This is a genomic window from Acidovorax sp. NN32 (genome assembly GCF_057597245.1).
Map to the genome: position 1 here is coordinate 2,590,903 of NZ_CP199679.1, position 20,072 is coordinate 2,610,974.

The 20,072-nt window shown below is 64.5% G+C and carries 16 protein-coding genes; 10 read left to right on the forward strand and 6 right to left on the reverse strand.

Going from position 1 to position 20,072, the window contains the following annotated elements; genetic code table 11:
- Window positions 1–60: 60 nt before the first annotated feature.
- Together katG and ACT89O_RS12145 are read left to right on the forward strand one after the other, a co-directional pair.
- On the forward strand, window positions 61–2,256 hold the full coding sequence (katG, locus tag ACT89O_RS12140; RefSeq protein ID WP_487262776.1) for a catalase/peroxidase HPI: 2,196 nt from the start codon (window positions 61–63) through the stop codon (window positions 2,254–2,256).
- A 129-nt stretch (window positions 2,257–2,385) separates the two neighbouring features.
- Window positions 2,386–2,775: a carboxymuconolactone decarboxylase family protein gene (locus ACT89O_RS12145; protein WP_176885831.1), complete on the forward strand. Its 390-nt coding sequence runs from the start codon at window positions 2,386–2,388 to the stop codon at window positions 2,773–2,775.
- Window positions 2,776–2,778: 3 nt separating this feature from the next.
- Here ACT89O_RS12145 and ACT89O_RS12150 read toward each other — a convergent pair whose 3' ends face one another.
- Complete coding sequence (locus ACT89O_RS12150; RefSeq protein ID WP_487262777.1) at window positions 2,779–3,321, reverse strand: LuxR C-terminal-related transcriptional regulator; 543 nt, start codon at window positions 3,319–3,321, stop codon at window positions 2,779–2,781.
- An 89-nt stretch (window positions 3,322–3,410) separates the two neighbouring features.
- Here ACT89O_RS12150 and ACT89O_RS12155 point away from each other — a divergent pair, with 89 nt between their 5' ends.
- A complete protein-coding gene (locus ACT89O_RS12155; protein WP_055402415.1) occupies window positions 3,411–4,118 on the forward strand; it encodes a CoA transferase subunit A in 708 nt (235 codons plus the stop codon).
- Window positions 4,119–4,182: 64 nt separating this feature from the next.
- Window positions 4,183–4,824: a CoA transferase subunit B gene (locus ACT89O_RS12160; RefSeq protein WP_055402417.1), complete on the forward strand. Its 642-nt coding sequence runs from the start codon at window positions 4,183–4,185 to the stop codon at window positions 4,822–4,824.
- Window positions 4,825–4,943: 119 nt separating this feature from the next.
- On the opposite strand, the gene ACT89O_RS12165 is transcribed toward ACT89O_RS12160, so the two are convergent.
- Complete coding sequence (locus ACT89O_RS12165) at window positions 4,944–5,237, reverse strand: DUF4148 domain-containing protein (protein WP_121419969.1); 294 nt, start codon at window positions 5,235–5,237, stop codon at window positions 4,944–4,946.
- Between the two features lie 82 nt (window positions 5,238–5,319).
- Window positions 5,320–5,607, reverse strand: coding sequence for a DUF4148 domain-containing protein (locus ACT89O_RS12170; protein WP_121419970.1), 288 nt, complete (start codon window positions 5,605–5,607; stop codon window positions 5,320–5,322).
- 467 nt (window positions 5,608–6,074) lie between these two features.
- On the opposite strand from ACT89O_RS12170, the gene ACT89O_RS12175 reads away from it, so the two are divergent.
- Complete coding sequence (locus ACT89O_RS12175) at window positions 6,075–7,385, forward strand: HD-GYP domain-containing protein (RefSeq protein ID WP_121506551.1); 1,311 nt, start codon at window positions 6,075–6,077, stop codon at window positions 7,383–7,385.
- A 9-nt stretch (window positions 7,386–7,394) separates the two neighbouring features.
- Here ACT89O_RS12175 and ACT89O_RS12180 read toward each other — a convergent pair whose 3' ends face one another.
- Entirely contained in the window at window positions 7,395–8,000 is a 606-nt protein-coding gene (locus ACT89O_RS12180; protein WP_487262778.1) for an IPTL-CTERM sorting domain-containing protein, read from the reverse strand.
- Between the two features lie 187 nt (window positions 8,001–8,187).
- Between ACT89O_RS12180 and imuA the strand changes: the two genes are divergently transcribed.
- Genes imuA through ACT89O_RS12195 form a run of 3 tightly spaced genes read left to right on the forward strand, consistent with a single transcriptional unit; the run spans window position 8,188 to window position 13,868 of the window.
- On the forward strand, window positions 8,188–9,072 hold the full coding sequence (gene imuA / locus ACT89O_RS12185; protein ID WP_228895105.1) for a translesion DNA synthesis-associated protein ImuA: 885 nt from the start codon (window positions 8,188–8,190) through the stop codon (window positions 9,070–9,072).
- On the forward strand, window positions 9,035–10,588 hold the full coding sequence (locus ACT89O_RS12190) for a Y-family DNA polymerase (RefSeq protein ID WP_436130157.1): 1,554 nt from the start codon (window positions 9,035–9,037) through the stop codon (window positions 10,586–10,588). Before imuA ends, ACT89O_RS12190 begins: the two co-directional genes overlap by 38 nt.
- Window positions 10,589–10,604: 16 nt before the next feature.
- Window positions 10,605–13,868, forward strand: coding sequence for an error-prone DNA polymerase (locus tag ACT89O_RS12195; protein ID WP_487262779.1), 3,264 nt, complete (start codon window positions 10,605–10,607; stop codon window positions 13,866–13,868).
- Window positions 13,869–13,909: 41 nt separating this feature from the next.
- Here the strand turns inward: ACT89O_RS12195 and ACT89O_RS12200 are convergent, their stop codons facing one another.
- Window positions 13,910–14,425, reverse strand: coding sequence for a M23 family metallopeptidase (locus ACT89O_RS12200; RefSeq protein ID WP_487262780.1), 516 nt, complete (start codon window positions 14,423–14,425; stop codon window positions 13,910–13,912).
- Window positions 14,426–14,468: 43 nt separating this feature from the next.
- Window positions 14,469–16,760, reverse strand: a complete 2,292-nt coding sequence (locus ACT89O_RS12205; protein WP_487262781.1) for an AsmA family protein — start codon at window positions 16,758–16,760, stop codon at window positions 14,469–14,471.
- 203 nt (window positions 16,761–16,963) lie between these two features.
- On the opposite strand from ACT89O_RS12205, the gene ACT89O_RS12210 reads away from it, so the two are divergent.
- Window positions 16,964–17,881, forward strand: a complete 918-nt coding sequence (locus ACT89O_RS12210) for a pseudouridine synthase (RefSeq protein ID WP_487262782.1) — start codon at window positions 16,964–16,966, stop codon at window positions 17,879–17,881.
- A 153-nt stretch (window positions 17,882–18,034) separates the two neighbouring features.
- On the forward strand, window positions 18,035–20,065 hold the full coding sequence (locus ACT89O_RS12215) for a Cache 3/Cache 2 fusion domain-containing protein (protein ID WP_487262783.1): 2,031 nt from the start codon (window positions 18,035–18,037) through the stop codon (window positions 20,063–20,065).
- Window positions 20,066–20,072 lie beyond the last annotated feature (7 nt).

Here is a 20,072-nt window from a genome sequence, read left to right on the forward strand (position 1 = left end):
TTTCATAAGGAAATGCACTCCATAACATCGGCTGCTCACCAACGCCAACAGGAGTGCCTCATGACACAAGAGACCAACAAGTGCCCGTTTGACCACACTAAGGCTGCCGCGCCCAAGGGCCGTGGCAATGCCGACTGGTGGCCAGACCAGCTCAATATCCGTCCCCTGAACCAGAACTCCCCGCTCACCGATCCCATGGGCGACGGCTTCGATTACGCAAAAGAATTCAAGAGCCTCGACCTTGCTGCCGTAAAGGCCGATCTGCATGCGCTGATGACCGACTCGCAGGATTGGTGGCCCGCAGACTTTGGCCACTATGGGCCATTGTTTGTGCGCATGGCCTGGCACAGCGCCGGAACCTACCGCCTGGCGGATGGACGTGGCGGCGCAGGGGCAGGGCAGCAGCGGTTTGCGCCGCTCAATAGCTGGCCCGACAACGCCAACCTGGACAAGGCGCGCCGCCTGCTCTGGCCCGTCAAGCAGAAGTACGGCCGCAAGATTTCGTGGGCCGACCTGATGATCTTGACCGGCAACGTGGCACTGGAGTCCATGGGCTTCAAGACCTTCGGCTTTGCCGGGGGCCGCTCCGACGTGTGGGAACCCGATGAAAACGTGTACTGGGGCGCCGAGAACACCTGGCTGGGCGGCGACAAGCGCTACAGCGGTGAGCGTGACTTGGCCAACCCGCTGGCTGCTGTGCAGATGGGCCTGATTTATGTGAACCCCGAAGGTCCCAACGGCAACCCTGACCCCATCGCCGCTGCGCGCGACATCCGCGACACCTTTGCCCGCATGGCCATGGACGACGAGGAAACCGTGGCACTCATCGCGGGTGGCCATACCTTTGGCAAGACCCATGGCGCGGGCGACGCCGCGCTGGTGGGCAAGGAGCCGGAAGGCGCAGGCATTGAGGAGCAGGGCCTGGGCTGGAAGAGCAGCCATGGTTCTGGAAAGGGCGGCGACACCATCACCAGCGGCCTGGAAGTCACCTGGACCACCACACCCATCCAATGGAGCAACAACTTCTTCGAAAACCTGTTCGGCTTTGAGTGGGAGCTGACCAAGAGCCCGGCCGGTGCTCACCAGTGGACGGCCAAGGGGGCCGAGGCCACGATTCCGCATGCGCACGATCCGTCGAAGAAGCTGGTGCCCACGATGCTCACCACCGACCTGTCGCTGCGCTTTGATCCGGCTTACGAGAAGATCTCGCGCCGCTTCCTGGCCCACCCTGAGCAGTTTGCCGACGCCTTTGCGCGCGCCTGGTTCAAGCTCACACACCGCGACATGGGGCCACGTGCACGCTACCTGGGCCCTGAAGTGCCCGCCGAAGTGCTGGTCTGGCAAGACCCTGTTCCTGCAGTGGACCATGCTCTGGTCAACGAACAAGACATCACGGCACTCAAGTCCAAGGTGTTGGCGTCGGGCCTGTCGATCTCTGAGCTGGTATCGACGGCCTGGGCTTCTGCCTCAACTTTCCGAGGCGGCGACAAGCGCGGCGGAGCCAATGGGGCGCGCATTCGTCTGGCTCCGCAGAAGGACTGGGACGTAAACCAGCCTGCACAACTGGCCAAGGTGCTGGGCCAGCTCGAAGCCATCCAGCGCGCGTTCAACGCCGAGCAGACGGGCGGCAAGAAAATCTCGCTGGCCGACCTCATCGTGCTGGCCGGTGGCGCCGCTGTGGAGGCTGCCGCAAAGCAAGGCGGGCAGAACGTGACCGTGCCTTTCGTCCCCGGCCGCACCGACGCCTCGCAGGAGCAAACCGATGTGCCATCGTTCGAAGTGATGGAGCCCGTGGCCGATGGCTTTCGCAACTACGTCCGCCCCGGGCTGGAGGGTGCGGTGGCCGAGCTGCTGATCGACCGCGCAAACCAGCTGACCTTGACTGGGCCAGAGATGACGGTGCTGATCGGCGGTTTGCGGGTACTGGGTGCCAACATGGGCCAGGCGCCTCACGGAGCTTTCACGCAGCGCCCGGAAACGTTGAGCAATGACTTCTTTGTGAACCTGCTCGACATGCGCACCCAATGGCAGAAGTCAGCTAGCGCAACCGGTGTGCTGGAAGGGGTGGACCGCAGCACAGGCGCCAAGAAATGGACCGGCACCGTGGCCGACCTCGTGTTTGGCTCGAACTCCGTGCTCCGTGCGCTGGCCGAGGTGTATGCCAGCAGCGATGCCAACGCCGTCTTCGTGCAGGACTTCATCAAGGCCTGGACCAAGGTGATGAACCTGGATCGTTTTGATCTCGCGGCAGCGTAAACCTGGGGCTTGGCACTTTGACAAAGCCACCTGCCTGGCCCTGCGCGGGGCATGGCCGCAGGTGGCTTTGTGTTTTTCGTGCAGGCGCTGCGGCTACGATGGCGGCCCCAACTGAACCGGAGAGCCCGCATGACACAACAACTCCCATCCACCAAGGACTTCGACAAAGGTCTGGCCACACGCAAGCAGGTCATGGGCGAGGACTTTGTCGCCAATGCCTTTGGCAATGCCACGGCGTTCACCCAGCCGATCCAGGAGTTCATCACCCGCAATGCCTGGGGCGATGTATGGCAGCGGCCGGGGCTGGACATGAAAACGCGCAGCTTGATCACGGTGGCGTTTCTTACCGCGCTGGGCAAGCAGCATGAGCTTAAGGGCCACGTGCGCGGCGCGCTCAACAACGGCGCTACAGCGGCAGAGATCCAGGAAGTGTTGCTGCACGCCAGCATCTACTGCGGCCTGCCGACGGCAGTCGAGGCTTTTCGCACAGCTGCTGACGTGATCGACGGCCCGAAGTAGGGCTCAACCCGCGAGCAATTTGTGTACTAGGTCGGCCGCAGTGGACGCGTTGTACTTGCGCATGAGGCGCGCCCGGTAAATCTCCACCGTGCGGTGGCTGATCTCCAGGGCCCGGCCGATCTCCTTGGAAGTCAGTCCCTCCAAGAGGCGCGCAGCCACCTCGCGTTCGCGGCCTGTCAGCTCGGCCTTCACGGGGCGTTGCGAACTCAGGTCTTCAAAGCTCCAGATGCCCGATTCATGGGGCGCTTCACGGTTGAGCGCACGGCCCGACACATGGCACCAGAAGACTTCGCCATTGGCGCGCTTCATGATGCGGTTGTCGGCGTAGTGGCCCTTGGCGTTGAGGATGGGCTCCATGTGCGCGCCCAGGCGCTCGTATTCGTCGGCGCTTGGATAAAGTATCTGGAACGACTGACCGATGAGCACCTCGCGCGAGGCTCCGAACATCTCGCACACATGCCGGTTGCAATCGACCATGGTGCGGTTGCGCGACAGCACCAGGCCCACGGGGGCCATGTCAAAAGCGAGTCGGTAATCAACGTCCATTGGCAACGTCCATAGTGCAAGTCTTTACGGGATACTACTTAATCGGGTACGTAGTATCGTAGCGCATCCAAATTCACAAGGAGATCGTGGTGAACAAGTTATTCCCCTCCGCAGCTGAGGCCCTCAAGGGCGTGGTTGCAGACGGCCAGCTCATGGCTGTGGGTGGTTTCGGTTTGTGTGGCATCCCTGAAGCGCTGATCGACGCCTTGCGCGATTCCGGCGTCAAGAACCTCACCGTGATTTCCAACAACGCAGGTGTGGATGGCTTTGGCTTGGGCAAGCTGCTGGAAACCCGCCAGATCAAGAAGATGATTTCGTCCTACGTGGGCGAAAACAAGGAGTTCGAGCGCCAATACCTTGCCGGCGAGCTGGAGCTGGAGTTCACGCCCCAGGGCACGCTGGCCGAGAAGCTGCGTGCAGGCGGCGCGGGCATTCCTGCTTTCTTTACCAAGACCGGTGTGGGCACCATCGTGGCCGAGGGCAAGGAACTGCGCGAGTTCGACGGCGAAACCTATGTGATGGAACGCTCGCTCGTGCCCGAGGTGGCGCTGGTCAAGGCGCACCGCGCCGACAAGTCGGGCAACCTGCAGTTCCGTCTGACGGCCCGTAACTTCAATCCTGCCGCTGCCATGGCCGGCAAGGTCTGCATCGTTGAAGTGGAAGAGGTGGTGGAAACCGGCGCCATGGTGCCCGACCAGATCCATCTGCCCGGCATCTATGTGCACCGCATCGTGCACAACCCGAACCCGGAAAAGCGCATCGAAAAGCGCACCATCACTGAGAAGGCGGGCGTTTAAGCCTGCGTTTATCGAAAAGCAGGCGTACAAGCCTGCCGTCACCGAACAAGCTGGAGAAATACATATGTCGTGGAGTCAAGACCAAATGGCGGCGCGTGCCGCCCATGAGCTCGAAGACGGCTTTTACGTGAATCTGGGTATTGGCATCCCTACGCTGGTGGCCAATTTCGTGCCCGCCGACAAGGAAGTGTGGCTGCAGTCCGAAAACGGCATGCTCGGCATCGGCCCGTTCCCCAACGAAGATGAGGTGGATGCGGACCTGATCAACGCTGGCAAGCAGACCGTGACCACCATCAAGGGCTCGTCCATCTTTGGCAGCCATGACAGCTTTGCCATGATCCGTGGCGGCAAGATCAACCTGTCCATCCTGGGCGCCATGCAGGTCAGCGAAAAGGGCGATCTGGCCAACTGGATGATCCCCGGCAAGATGGTCAAGGGCATGGGCGGCGCGATGGACCTGGTGGCGGGTGTCAAGCGCGTGATCGTGCTCATGGAACACGTTGCCAAGAAGAAGGACGGCACCGAAGACCTGAAGATCCTGCCCCAGTGCACGCTGCCGCTGACGGGCGTGGGCGTGGTCGACCGCATCATCACCGACCTTGCGGTGATGGACGTCACCCCCCAAGGCCTGAAGGTGGTGGAACTGGCTCCGGGCGTGACGTTTGATGCTCTGCAAGCCAAAACGGGCGTGACGCTGATTCCTTGACCGTTGTTGGGGGCGTTCCTCAAACGCAAAAAAGGCCGAGGCTCCGTGAGGGGCCTCGGCCTTTTGCTTTCAGCATCAGGCTGCAGCCGTGACAACGACCGCAGTACCTCCCGCGCGAATTACATGGCGCTGAATTCGCCCGAAGGGATCTTGCCAGTGCGCAGGGCTTCAGCAGCCTGGGCGCGCACAGCAGCGCGGTCAGCCGTGGACGTGTAGGTCACCACACGCGAACCAGCGGGCTCGATGCTGCGGGTCTGGGCCACGGTAGCGGCTTCCGCGGCCACTTCGGCACGGGTGCGGTTCGTGTCGAACTTCAGTGCAAATTGCGAACCATCGGCTTCGTCAGCGTGGGCGCCGAAAGCAGTGAAAGCGGCAACAGCGGCGATAGAGAGGAAACGGACAGACTTGTTCATGGTGAAACTCCAGTGAAATTCAAAAAATAGGGACGAGGTACTTGGCAATACGAAAACGTGTGAACCGTGGATTCAACAAGAATCAACCACGTTCACCCGAAGGGATCTGGCCAGCTCGCAGGGCTTCTGCAGCCTGGGCACGCACGGCAGCGCGGTCAGCCGTGGACGTGTAGGTCAACACACGCGAGCCTGCCGGCTCGATGGAGCGGGTCTGGGCAACGCTGGCGGCTTCTGCCTGCACTTCAGCGCGGGTGCGGTTGGTTTCAAATTTGGTAGCGAATTGCGAAGCATCGGCTTCATCAGCCTGTGCGCCGAAAGAGGCGAAAGCGGCAACGGCAGCGATGGAGAGGAAGCGGGCGGTGTTGTTCATGATGAAAATCCTTGGAAGTTAAAAAGCGTCTCAAAAAAGCCGGGTCAAAAAACCATTCCTGAACCGGGTTCGGTGAGTCGCCTTGCGGGTTCGGCTCATCGATGGGTTGAACTGTACGCGGGTGAAGTCCAAAGAAAAACCACCGAGTCGCAAACTAACTGTTCCAGTATTGGAAACAATACCGCCAGAGAATTTCAGGGTTTACCCAAACTTTTAGCCTGAAAAGAAGGCTTGAACCGCTTTTGCATGCAATGAGTGAAGCGTTTATCCGGAATGGTGACCATGGTTGCAGGACGGGCTGAATCGGGTGGTGAATGGCGTGCAGGGAAGTCTCCCGGCCTTGTGAAACACTGGGGGACGGCGACTGGGACTTGATCTGGCTCAAGACTGTGTGTGGCCCGGGTATTTTTAGTGGATGCCCCTCGGGGAGAACGCTCTATAGTCCCGAATAAGCTTTTGTTATCTGCATGACGGACACCCTTGCGCCTGCGGGCATCGACACTTCGGACAGCCCCCACTACTTGCGCGCGTTGACCGACATGGCTGACCGGCGCACGGTGGTTGCTGACGCAGCTATTTACACCGACAAAGGTATCAAGCTGGTCGAAAAAGGCGCGCGCATCGACAGCCGCCTGTATGACCGCCTGGTGCAGCACAAGCTGCGCGAGCCCATTGACCGCCATCTGTCCATCGAGAATCCCGTGGACGTACCCGCTTTGCTCGCGGCGGGGCAGGCCATGAGCGAACAGGAGGTGCTGCCCAACCTGCTGGCAGAAGCCCTCGGCTCGGCTGCCCGGCTGCTGGCGCCGCTGCGCTCGCTGCCCTTGCCTCCATCCATGGCCTGCAAGCTCACCGTGATGCGCGATCAGCGGCCCGGGCTGTTTCAACACAGCCTGCAGATGATGACGGTGGCCGTGTTCCTGGGCATCAAAAGCGGTCTTGCTGAGCGCGACTGCGCCAATCTTGCGGCAGCAGCCTTGCTGCACGATCTGGGTGTGCTGCACATGGATCCGGCCTGGGACGATCCCGACCACAAGGTCGTTGGTGTTCAGCGCAAGCATCTGGTGGCGCACCCCATCACCGCCATGCTCATGATCCGCGATACCCAGGTCTATCCCCGGGCTGTGGATGTGGCGGTGCTGGAACACCACGAGCGCATGGATGGCAGCGGCTACCCGCGTGGCCTGGCCGGTGCGGACATCTCTGTTCTGGGCCGCATCCTGTTGCTGGCCGAGGTGGTGGCGGCGTTCTATGAAAAATACGACGACATGCCCGCGCAGCGCCTGTCGCTGGTGCTGCGGCTGAACCATCGCAAATTTCCATCGGCCCTGGTGGCGCACATCCTGCCCCTGCTGCAGGAAGAAGTCGCCCGGGAATCTGCCCTCATGCCGCTGGGCAACGATGCCTCGCGCCAGATCGACCTGCTGGCCGAAGCTTTTGAATGCTGGGATCAGCTCAAGACCGCACTGCCTCCCGAAACCAGTGTCAAGGCACTGCCGGGAAGCGCCTTTGTGTTCCTCGATGCGCGGCTGCTGGCTTTGCAAAAAGCCTTGCTGGAGGCCGGTTCACACCCTCGGCAGCAGGGTGAACTCATGACCCAGTTGCAGGGCGATGCTATTGGGATGGCTGAAGTGGCGCTGGTGGGGCGCGAGGCGCTGTGGCAGCTGCAAAGTATTGTGAATGCCAGCTATCGCCGCTGGCCGCAGCTGGCAGACCGCGCCACCCCTGCGGATGCAGCGGTGGCGGATTGGTGTGATTGGGCAGTGCGGAAGCTCTGAAAAGGGTGGTCAGCCCACCCGGCTTCGCTGCCAGAACCGATGGTGCATCGCCCAGCCAGCCATGAGCACCGCGAGGACCAGCAGCCCCCATTCAGACAGCGTCGGAATGGATGCTGGCGGCGCGATGCCGATGTGGACCGTGAATGAATCCGCTGTCGGGCCCGTGCCCCAGGTCCAGAGATAGGTGCCCGGTGTGAGCCCCAGGCTGGCCAGCGAGGTCGCAGTCCAGGTGGCCGAGGACGTGAGCGCAGAGCCCGAGACGTAGCCTGCCGGGGCGAAGACGAAACCGGGCATTGTGCTGTCCAGGCCCACCATGTCGCCAGATCCTGCATTCGCCCCGACAGGGCCTCCGCCTCCGAACGCTGGTGGGCCGGATATCCCCAGGTAGGCGTCCACGGTGCCAGCCGTGCCGGTGAAGACCAACCCAGCCGAAGCAATGACCCCGGGGGACAGAGGCCCGCTGCCCGCAGGCGAGAGGGCCCCCAGATTCATGCTGCCACTGCCACTGGCGACCACATTGCCACCGCTTTCAAAAAAGTAGAGCGTATAGGCCGCGAACGTGTTGCCGGACAGGAGCAGCAACAGGGCGACTGCTGCCGATTGGATTGTTTTCATTCAACGGACCCTCTCTTTTTTGTCCTGCCTATTGTAGGGAGCGTGGTGTGCGTTGGCCCAGTTTTATAGGGCCTGGGACGCGTTGCCTCCAAAAACCCCTCACCCCAAAGTCTTCTCCGCCAGTTGCCCCGCTGCTCGAAATACTGGTTATATTTACAGTATTCATATTGTTCTTCTCGTCTTCGCCATGCCTGCGCTACGCCACTCCCTGGGGGTTGTCGCGTCCGATCTGCCATTGACCGTGCCCGGTGTCTGGCATGCGGACGCATTGGGTGCGGGCCAGTTGCAGGTGCAGTCCACCGGTTATGGTCCTCTGGATGCGCAGTTGCCCGGTGGGGGCTGGCCGGTGGGGGCGTTGAGCGAGGTGCTGCAACCCCTGGCGGGCCTGCACGAATGGCAGCTGGTGCTGCCTGCCCTGGTACAGGCCACTGCCCCGCGCTCGGGGGCGGTGGTGGTGGTAGCGCCGCCTTGCGAGCCTTTTGGACCGGCGCTGCAGGCCCAGGGCTTGTCAGCCGAGCGGCTGTGTGTGGTGCGGGCCGATGCCGCCGCTGCGCTCTGGGCGGCAGAGCAGGCGTTGCGTTGCCGGGAGGTTCTGGCCGTGATGGCCTGGCTGCCGCAGGTGCAGTCCGCAGCCCTGCGCAGGCTGCAACTGGCAGCAGCGCAGCAACGTCAACTGCTATGGGTGTTTCGCCCGGCCAGTGCTGCGGCGCAGGCCTCACCAGCCTTGCTGCGGCTACAGGTGCAGGGGATGGCCATGCCGGGAGGTGTATGCACAGTCCCCGGGATGCAGGTGCACATTCTCAAGCGCCGGGGGCCGCCCCTGGCGCAAGGGCTGGATCTGCCGGGCTGTCATCCCCGGCTGGCCCAGGTGCTGGCGGCCCAGGCCGGGCGCCGGCGTGCAGCGCAGGTGGATGCTGGTAGCACCTTGGTGGCAGGTCGCCTTGCTGCGGCAGCCAAGGCATCGGGGGCGTTGCCCATGCGCCCTTCATTGGAGCTGCTGGTGCCGTTGGGGGCGGGGCCAGAGGGGAGGGCGCATGCACTGGATCGCGCTGCCATTGCCCTGGTGCGATGAGGCATCCGCACCGCCTGCAGGGGTTGTGCACACCGCTGCGGCAGGCTGGTGGGCCCTGCGTTTTACCCCGCGTGTGGCACTGGTGGATGCAGAGGCCGTGCTGCTGGAGGTGTCCACCACCGAGCGGCTGTGGGGCGGGCGCGAAGTGCTGCTGGCCCAGGTGCTGCAGGCCTGGGCCTGGGCCGGGGCATCTGCCAGGTGCTCCGCCCCCCCCGCTGCCCAGGTCGCTGGCGAGTGTGGGCCTGCAGGGGAAGGGACGGCGGCGGGCGCACAGCCGACGGGCGCACCCGTGATCTGGGGCAGTGGCCCCACCGCCCTGGTGGCGCAGGCCCGGCTGCGTATGGCGTTGGCGGGGCAGGCTCTCCCTGCACAGGGGCCGCTGAGCCTGCCTCTGCACACACTCACAGCCTTGCGCCCGCATGTGGCCAGCCTGGAGCGCATGGGCTGCCGCACCTGGGGGGCACTGCGGGCGCTGCCCCGCGCCGGGGTGTCGCGGCGTTTTGGTGCGGCGGTGCTGCGGGTGCTGGACCAGGCCCTGGGAGATGCCCCCGAGGCCCACGCCTGGCTGGAGCTGCCCGAGCAGTTTGTGCTGACGGGCGAGTTGCCTGCGCTGGCAGAGTCGGCCGATGCGCTGCTCTGGAGCGCCAGCCGCTGCCTCACGGCCTTGCAAGGCTGGCTGCAAGCGCGGCAGCAGGGCGTGCTGGGCCTGGAGCTGGCCTGGCGCCATGACCTGCGGCGCATCGATGGTGTGGCCATCGCCCCCACGCAGGCGCTGCAGGTGCGCACGGCGCAGGCCACGCAGGACATGGGGCATCTGCGGCGCCTGTTGTCTGAAAATCTGGCGCGCACCACGCTGGCCGCGCCGGTCAATCAGATCACGCTGCGTTTGCTGGAGGCGGCCCCGCTGCCACACCGCAGTGCGAGCCTGCTGCCGCCTGACCATCTGGGCGGCGCAGACCCTGCTGGCGCCCAGGGCGAGGCTTTACACCAGTTGCTGGAGCGCCTGTCAGCCCGCCTGGGAGCAGACCATGTGCAGGCCCCGGTGCTGCAGGCCGACCACCGCCCCGAATGCATGCAGCAGTGGCGCCCGGCGGCCGAGGTGCTGCGCGTGACGGCGGCGGCCGCAAAGCACGCTGCAGCCCGGAATGCCTCCGTCAGTGTTGCCAAGACGGCGCTGGATGCAGCCCCCGATGCCCTGCTGCTGCCCACCTGGCTGCTGAACCCGCCCCGGCGGCTGGCGGTGCAGGGCAACCGCCCCTGCCACCACGGCCTGCTGCGACTGCTGGCCGGGCCCCACCGCTTTGAAGCGGGCTGGTGGTCTGCGGCCGGGGAGGGCGCAGGCCCGGCCCCCGGTGAAGGTGCCCTGGCCTTGCGCGACTACTTTGTGGCGCACAACGATGTGGCGGGGCTGGTGTGGGTGTTCCGCGAGCGGCTGGCGCCGGTGCCGTCCGTGTCGGATGGTCCCCCTGTCGCCGTGCGGCCCCATCGCTGGTTCCTGCATGGGGTGTTTGGGTGATGTCTGCGGAGGCTCCATGGGCCTGACACCTTCCTCTGCATCGCCTGCACAAGCCACCGTGCTGCCGGGCTATGCCGAGCTGCACTGCCTGTCCAACTTCAGCTTCCAGCGTGGTGCATCGCATCCACAGGAACTCGTGAAGCGCGCGCTGGCGCTGGGCTACCAGGCCCTAGCGCTGACGGACGAATGCTCGGTGGCGGGTGTGGTGCGCGCTTGGGAGGCCGCCAAGGAATGTGGTTTGCACCTCATCGTGGGCAGCGAGTTTTTGTGGGGTGACGACCTGCGGCTGGTGGCCCTGGCGCGCGATGCCGAGGGCTGGGGCAATCTGTGTGAGTTCATCACCGCGGCCCGTGCGGTCGCATCCAAGGGGCAGTACCACGTGGGCCCTTGCAGCCCCTGGGGATTGCTGCAAGGGTGCGAATTGCTGCTGGCGCCTATCCGGCAACGCTTTGATGCTTCTGATTTGATAGCTGTTAGCGCTTTTCTATCCAGCGCTAGAGGCCAATTTGACTCAAATTTTGATGGCCATATCTGGTTGGCGGTCGAACTGCACCTGGCCCCGGACGACAGCCTGTGGCTGGCCACGCTGCAGCGTGTGGGTGCGGCGCTGGGCTTGCCGCTGGTGGCAGCGGGCGATGTGCACATGCACGCCCGTTCGCGCAAGCCGCTGCAGGATGTGATCACCGCCGTACGCCTGGGCCGCAGCGTGGGCGAATGCGGGTTTGCGCTGCAGCCCAATGCCGAGCGCCATCTGCGCCGGCGCGTGCGGCTGGCGGGCGTCTATCCGCCCGAGTTGCTGGACGCCACGCTCACCGTGGCGGGGCGCTGCACGTTCACCCTGGACGAAATCAAGTACCAGTACCCGCTGGAGACCGTGCCCGCTGGCATGACCCCCGCGCAGGCCCTGGCCTGGCTGGTGCAGGTGGGCGTGCAAGGCGTTTACCCGCAGGGCGCGCCACAGAAGGTGCAGGCGCAGATCCGCAAAGAGCTGGACCTGATCGCACACTGCCAGTACGAGATGTACTTCCTCACGGTGCACGACATCGTGCGCTACGCGCGCAGCCAGGGCATCCTGTGCCAGGGGCGTGGCTCGGCCGCGAATTCGGTGGTCTGCTACATGCTGGGCATCACGGCCGTGCCGCCCGAAAACTCACACCTGCTGTTCGAGCGCTTTATCAGCAAAGAGCGCAAGGAGCCGCCCGACATCGACGTGGACTTCGAGCACGACCGGCGCGAGGAGGTCATCCAGTACATCTACGAAAAATACGGCCGCGAGCGCGCCGCCATCGCGGCCGTGGTTACCACCTACCGCACGCGCAGCGCACTGCGCGATGTGGGCAAGGCGCTGGGCGTGGCGCCGTCCTTGGTCGATGCCTTTGCCAAGGACCACCACTGGTTTGACGAGCAGTTTGCCACCGACCGGTTGCAGGAACTGGCTGAAAGCCTGGGGGCACCGCTGCACCGGCACACGGCCCAGTTGTGGCTGGAGCTTGCGGCGGACCTGAAAGGCTTTCCGCGCCACCTGAGCCAGCATGTGGGCGGCTTTGTGCTCACGCAGGGCAAGCTCACGCGCCTGGTGCCCGTGGAGCCCGCGAGCATGGAGCACCGATCGGTCATCCAGTGGGACAAGGACGACCTGGACACCATGGGCCTGCTCAAGGTCGATGTGCTGGCCCTTGGCATGCTCAGCGCGCTGCGCCGCTGCCTGAATTTGCGCGAAGCCTTGCGCGGTGAGCGCTGGGACCTCCAGGGCATTCCGCGCGAAGACCCCGCCACCTACGACATGATCTGCGCCGCCGACACCGTGGGCGTGTTCCAGATCGAAAGCCGCGCGCAGATGAGCATGCTGCCGCGCCTGCGCCCGCGCGAGTTCTACGACCTGGTGGTGGAGGTGGCGATTGTGCGGCCCGGGCCTATTCAGGGCGGCATGGTGCACCCCTACCTGCAGGCGCGCGAACGCAGGCGCAGGGGCGAGCCACTGCAATTGGAGAAGCCTGAACTGGAAGCGGCCCTGGCGCGCACGCTGGGCGTGCCGATTTTTCAGGAGCAGGTGATGCAGATCGCCATGGTGGCGGCCGGGTTCTCTGCCGGCATGGCGGACGATCTGCGCCGGTCGATGGCGGCCTGGAAGCGCAAGGGCGGCGTGCACCGGTTCGAGCGCCCACTGGTCGGAGGCATGGAAGCGCGTGGTTACCGCACCGAGTTTGCCCAGGCCATCTTCCAGCAGATGCTGGGCTTTGGCGAATATGGCTTTCCTGAAAGCCACGCCCACAGCTTTGCCTTGCTGGCCTATGCCAGCAGCTGGCTCAAATGCCATGAGCCCGCGTGTTTTCTGGCCGCGCTGCTCAATTCGTTGCCCATGGGTTTTTACACCGCCTCGCAACTGGTGCAGGATGCGCGCCGCCACGGCGTGCGTGTGCTGCCCATCGACGTGACCTGCAGCGACATCGACTGCACGCTGGAGGGCACACCAGAGCCACTGAGGCCGGCGCGGGGGCTGGGCGTGCCGCCACTGCCGCAGCCCGCTGTGCGTCTGGGCTTGCGGCTGGTGGGCAGCCTGCACAAAGATGCTGCCGAACGACTGGTAGAGGCCCGCGCTACAGGCCCTGCCTTTGCCAACACCGAAGACCTGGCCCTGCGCGCACAGCTGAGCCATCAAGACCTACAGGCGCTCGCTGCAGCCGATGCGCTGGCGGGTCTGTCAGGCCACCGGCGCCAGCAGATGTGGGAGGCGGCCGCGCAGCACACGGCACCGCCCCTGCTGCGCGATGTGCCCGTGCACGAAGCGCCCCTGCAATTGCTCGCCGCGCCCGAGGGCGAAGAGATTCTTTTCGACTACGCCGCCACCGGCCTCACACTGCGCCGCCACCCGCTGGCCCTGCTGCGCCCGCGCCTTGCGCGCTGGCGCCTGCAGACCGCCCTGCAGCTGAACACCGTGCCCCATGGCCGCAAGGTGCGCGCCTGCGGCATCGTCACTGTGCGCCAGCGCCCCGGCACGGCCAAAGGCACGATGTTCGTCACGCTGGAGGACGAGACGGGTCCCGTCAACGTGATCGTGTGGCCTGCGCTGGTGGAGACATGGCGCAATGCGCTGCTCAGATCGCAATTGCTGGCGGTGGAGGGCGTGTGGCAGTGCAGCGTGCCCGAGGGGGAGGGGGCCGATGCGCCATCGCCATCGGCGTCGGTAGTGCGCCACCTGGTGGCCCAGCGCTTCAAGGACTTGACACCGCTGCTCGGTCGCATGGCCCAGGCGCTGCAGGGTAGCCGGGACTTTCACTGACCTTCGGAGCGCTTCGGATCATCCTTCTGACTCCCTTGCGGTCACCGCTCCAGCAGATAAGCGTGGGGGTCGATGAAGAACGCTTTTTTGACGCCCTGCGTAGCGCCATCCACCTTCCACGGCACGGGCAGCATTCGCACGATGGAATAGTGCAGGTGTGGCGGCTTGCCCTGCGCGTTGCCGCTGGCGCCCAGCGTGCCAATCGCCTCCCCAGACGCCACGAAGGACAAGGCGCCTGTGCCGATCAAGTCCAGGTGCGCAAAGTAATGCAGCCGCCAGCGCGGCCCGAGCACCAGCACCACCTTGCCGCCTTTGGCGATTTCTCCTGTGAACAGCACGACGCCATCCGTAGTGCTCAGCACTGGCGTACCGGTCTTGCCAAAGATGTCGATGCCCTTGTGCACACCCGAGCTGCCCCAGGGTTCGAACCAGAAGGACTTGGAATTCCAGTCTTTTGCGGAGGCCCCGGCCACGGGGATCTGGATGCGCTCCGGCAGTAACAGGCCCGCCACCAGCACGGCCAGCAGGGTGAGGCCCAGAATCTTTGCAATTTTCATGGCGCGATTATTCCGCGCTCGCAATCGTTGCAGTCGCTGTGTATCAACGCGAAGGGTCTGCCTTGCTGGCGGCCTGCCGTGCCGGCTGCGAGGCCGTGCCGGCTGCCCCCTGGACTCCGGGCTTGACAGGCTGCTGGGCCAGGTTCAGCAGCGGTTTGCAATGGGTGTCGTCGTCTGCCGCCGGCACGGTGATGGGTACCAGGGCCAGCGCGGCAGGGGCCACCACAGCAGCCACCACCGCAGCGCCTGCGCGCAGCAGCAGCGGCCCGGCCTCGACGCCCACATCCGGGTTGCCAAACGTGCCCCTCACATACAGGGGGGAACGCAGCGAAAAGAACTTCCATTGCAAGGATTCGGGCTTGATGCGCAGGTCCAGTGCCTCGGTGCCCAGGTCGATGGTGCCCGTGGCCTCCACCACAGCATCGTCGGTGCTCATTTTCACGACGCGGGCGGTTGCCAAGCCATCCACCACCATGAAGTCGGCCACCGCGCAGCGCAGGTGCACTTCCTTGCTTTCGCCAAAGAGCTTGCCCACGATGATGCTGCCCACGTTGAGCGCGGCCAGGTCCAGCATCTGCTTGCTCAGCGTGCCCTCGCGCACATACAGGCGCATCTCGCCCGTGCCGTGGCCCAGCAGTACGGCCATGCTGTTGCCGGTGCTCTCCAGGGCAATGGCTCCGTCCATGCGGCCAAAACTTTTCTTCATGAGCTGCACCTTGGGGAACAGGGCCGACAACTGCAGTCCCTGCACGGTGCCGCGTATCTGGGCCTTGAGGGGGGCGCTGCGGCCATCGATGGTGACCTGCGATTCGATCTTGCCTTCTGCCACGCCAAACGTGAGGGGCGCCAGTCTGAGCTGCGCGTTTTCCATTACGGCGCGTGTGCTCAGGTCCTGCAGCGGCAGGCTCTCGGGGCGGATGATGTGGCGGCCCTTGAACACGATGTCCATGTCCATGGCATTCCACCGCTCGGCCGCAAATTGCGAATCCGGCAGCACCTTGCCACCCTGGCTGCGGGTGCGTTGCGTGTTGCCGGACACGCGGGTGCCCAGCGTCGGCCCCAGGTCTGCCAGGCGCAGCTGGTTCGATGTCATGGTGCCGGTGAGCCGGGGGCGCGGTTTGCCCGAGGTGTATTTCAGCGACCCCTGCAGATCACTCTGACCCACCTTGCCGCGAAAATCGTTGTACTCCCACACCGCGCGTTCGGGTTCCAGGCTCCCGGTCAGCCGTCCGCGCGTTTCAAACGCCGGGGTGTTGGGCAGCACCAGCCCGGTCAGGTCGTACAGATCGGCCATGCTGCCGCCTTGGAGGAACACCAGAAAATCCAGCCCCGAGAGCGCCCCGGGGTTGGCCAGCACCCCTTCAGCCGACAGTGCCACGCTGCCCGCGCTGGCATCAATCTGCAGCGGATAGTTCACCACCTTGTTGCGCAGGCTGATGACCTGGCCCGCGCGCCCCTGTCCCTTGATCTGGGCCTTGGCATAGCGGCCCTTCAGTTCAAAGCGCAGGCCATAGGGCATCGCCCCCTGGGAGGATGTGCCGGGGGCCGCGATCGCTGCCGTCGGGGCTGTGCCACTGGCGGCGCTGGCGGAAGCCTTGGCGGCCGGGCTGCCGGGTGGGCTGGAGGGGGCAATGGGCTCCGTTGTGTCAATGCGCGCCTGCAGGTCCAGGTCTTTCATGCCATCGGCATAGGCCAACACGCCCTGCTTGAGCACGAGCCGGTCTACATCGAAGCTCCACCCGCTCCTGGGGCCGTCCTTGCGCTCAAAGGTCCAGTTGTTGGTGCCATCGGCGGTGCGGGACAGCGCCACCTGGGGGCTGGTGAGTGCCACGGTGTTGATCGACAGATGCCGCCCCAGCAGCGGCAGCAGGCGCACCGTGGCGGTGGCGCTGCCGATGCGGGCCATGGCGGGCGCTTCCGGCAGATCGGCGTTGTCCTTGGGAGGCGTTTTGCCATCGGCACGCTGGAAGGGGGGGATGAACCCCGCCGGCTGGTCCATCACCAGGCGCTCGGCCTGGACGGTGACGCCAGGTATCCATCGTCGCCATCCTTCCTCCAGGGGTTGGGGCCAGTGCCAGGCTGCCGACAATTCGCCCTCAATCGCAAAGTGCCTGCCCGTGGCTTCGCTGACTTTTTCGTTGACCCAGGGTTTTGCACGGTTCCAGTCGATCACGGCCAGCAAGGCGCCGAGCAGCACCAGCAGCGCGGCCACTACACCCAGGGCCACCAGCAACCACCGTGCTACACGTCGACCAACCCCCGAGGCGGGTGCGGGGTGGCCGGTGGACGCGGCAGGGCGGGGAAGATCGGCAGAAGGCGTGGTAGGTGACGGCATGAAGGGTGTATGGGTTATGGCCGCATGCCGCAGAACAGCCATGCTGCACGGGACAGGGGGGGGGGCTCGTTTGCTCATGCGGCACCGGGCCTCCTGGGTTCATGCTAGCCCGCATTGGCGCGCCCAGTGACAGTGCAGGCGCAACTGCCGCCCTTGTCCTACAGGCGGAAAACGGTGCTGCCGCGCCCTAAAATCCGCGCACCATGCACAACCCCCACCACCCCCACGCCCCGCCCATGCGCGATGGCGTGGGCCCAAGCTGCGTGGTGCTGCCCAGCCAGGGGCAGGGCAGCATGCTGGACTTTCTGGCGCAGCGTCTGCCCGTCGTGACCCGCGACGAATGGCTGCAGCGTATGCAGGCGGGGGATGTGGTGGACGAACGCGGGGAGCCCGTGTCGCCCGGGCGGCCGTTTGAAGGCAGCTTGCGCGTGTACTACTACCGCAGCCTGCCCGCAGAGCCCGCCTTGCCTTTCACAGAAACGGTGCTGTACCAGGACGAGCACCTCGTGGTGGCCGACAAGCCCCATTTCATGCCCGTGACACCGTCGGGCCGTTATCTGCACAACACACTGCTGGTGCGCCTCAAGCGACAGCTGGGGTTGCCTGAACTGTCGCCCCTGCACCGCATCGACCGGGACACGGCGGGGCTGGTGCTGCTATCGGTGCAGCAGCGCACACGCGGGGCCTACCAGGCGCTGTTCCGTGACAAGCAGATCACCAAACACTACGACGCGATTGCGCCGTGGCGCGAAGACCTCGTGTTTCCGCGCGAACACATGAGCCGCCTGGAAGAAAGCCCTCAGTTCTTTCGCATGCAGGAAGTGCCCGGCGAGCCCAACAGCCACACACAGATGCAGATGCTGGAGGTGGCAAGGTCTGGCGCCTGGGCCCGGTACCGCCTCATGCCGATCACCGGCAAACGGCACCAACTGCGCGTACACATGGCCGCGTTGGGCCTGCCCCTGCGCAACGACCCGTTCTATCCAGTGGTCAACGATCCTCCCGAAGGAGACTACTCGCGGCCTCTGCAACTGCTGGCGCGGTCCCTGGAGTTTGCAGACCCGGTTTTGGGCGTGCCCCGAATGTTTGAGAGCAGGCAGCGGCTGAGTCTGGAAAACTAGGGTTTACCACTAGTAATCGCTATTTGCTCGTTGAGGGCGGGGTGGCCCTCATGAAAGCATGGCATTGCTTTGGGTTTTGTTTTTACACACAGATAAGGTAACTTGGTTACCTGTTCTGGGCAGAGGGCCCGGAAACTGCAGAAGAAAACAACAATGAGCCCCACCACCACACACCGTTCCGTCGCGTTCAAGCTGTCGCTTGCGGCGTTACTCAGCCTGCTGCTTGTGCTGCTCATCACCATGGGTATCGTCAGCGCCTTGCTCTGGCAAAACTTTGGACGGCTATCGCGCGGCGATGCCCAGCAATACGCAGCCCAGTTGCGCACCTTGGTGCAGACGTTTGACGAAACCGCGCAAGAGCAGGCCAAACGCGATTTCACCCTGTTCAAGGCCAATTTTCCGGGCAATTTTTCGCTCAGCGAGGCGCCGGGGGCTGACGGTAAGCCCGAGGCCACGCTGGCATTTCAAGGGGTGCCGATCAATGGCGACTTTGAGGTGGTGGATCGGTTTTCCAAAGACAGCATGGGTGCCGTCGCCACCATCTTCGCGCGCACGGGCGACGACTTCATCCGTGTGACCACTTCGCTCAAGAAGCAGGACGGAGACCGCGCCTACAAGACCCTTCTGGATCGCAAGCACCCCGCCTATGAACTGATGAACGAAGGCAAAACCTTCATCGGCCGCGCGAATCTGTTTGGCCGGGAGTACATGACGGTGTATGAACCCATCCGCGAAGGCAACCGCACCATCGGCATCCTGTTCATCGGTTCGGACATCGGCCCCATTCTGGGCAAGCTCAACACCGTGATGGCGGGCCAGAAGCTGTTTGCCACGGGCGCTGTCTACGCGGTCAATATTTCAGCAGGCCCTGCACGGGGCAACATTTTTGGTTTGACGGGCGCCAACGCGGCGCTCAAGGTCGATGAGAAAGTGGATGAGGCCAAGGCCTGGCTTGCTTCACTGTCGGGTATCGAGCAAACCGGCGATTTTGAATCGAGCTGGTCGCCGCGCCGCAGTGGCGACGGTGACACCGCCGCGCGTTATGTGGCGGTGGAGCGCTACAAGCCCTGGAACTGGGCCATAGTGGCCGAGGCGCCGGAGTCTGAAATGATGGGCGAGGCCCGCAGCGTGCTCACCTGGCTGTGGCTGGGTGTGCTGGTGGCGCTGACACTGCTGACGGTGGTACTGGTGGTTGCCACACGCCGCTTGGTGGGTGCTCCCGTGCAGCAGCTGAGCACCGCGCTGGGTTACCTGGCGCAGGGCGACCTGACCCATGCAGTTACCCTGAAATCCCGCGACGAAATCGGCAGCCTGGCCCAGGCCATGGAAGGCTTTCGTGTCCGCCTGGTAGAAAGCCTGAGCACCGTGCGCACCAGTGCCGAAAGCGTGTCGTCGGCCAGCACCGAAATCGCCCAAGGCAACCAGGACCTGTCGGGCCGCACCGAAAGCCAGGCCAGCTCTCTGGAAGAAACGGCGGCCAGCATGGAGCAGCTGGGTGCCACCATCCGACACAACGCCGACAGCGCCAGCCAGGCCAACCAGCTGGCCGTCGGCGCCAGCCGCGTGGCCGCGCAAGGCGGTGAAGTGGTGTCCAAGGTGGTCAGCACCATGCAGGACATCAACACCAGCAGCCAGAAGATTGCCGACATCATCGGCGTCATCGACGGCATTGCTTTCCAGACCAACATCCTGGCCCTGAACGCTGCGGTTGAAGCCGCTCGTGCTGGCGAGCAAGGCAGGGGCTTTGCCGTGGTGGCTGCTGAAGTGCGCAACCTGGCTCAGCGCACCGCCGCCGAGGCCAAGGCCATCAAAGAACTGATCGGCGCCAGCAGCGCCATGGTGCAGCAGGGCTCGGTGCTGGCCGATCAGGCGGGCACCACGATGCAGGAAGTCGTGAGCTCTATCCAGCGCGTGGCCGACATGGTCTCTGAAATCAGCGCTGCCAGCAGCGAGCAGACCGCCGGCGTGGGCCAGGTGGGAGAGGCAGTGACGCAACTGGACCAGACTACTCAGCAGAATGCCGCCCTGGTGGAAGAAATGGCTGCTGCGGCCAGCAGCCTGCAGACGCAGGCGCACCAGATGGTGTCTGCCATTGCGCAGTTCAATCTGGGTGGCGCCAGTGCCAGCCCCGGTGTGCCAAACCGGGCGCGTGGGGGCTCCCACAACCCGGCAATCTCCGGCTGAACGCCCG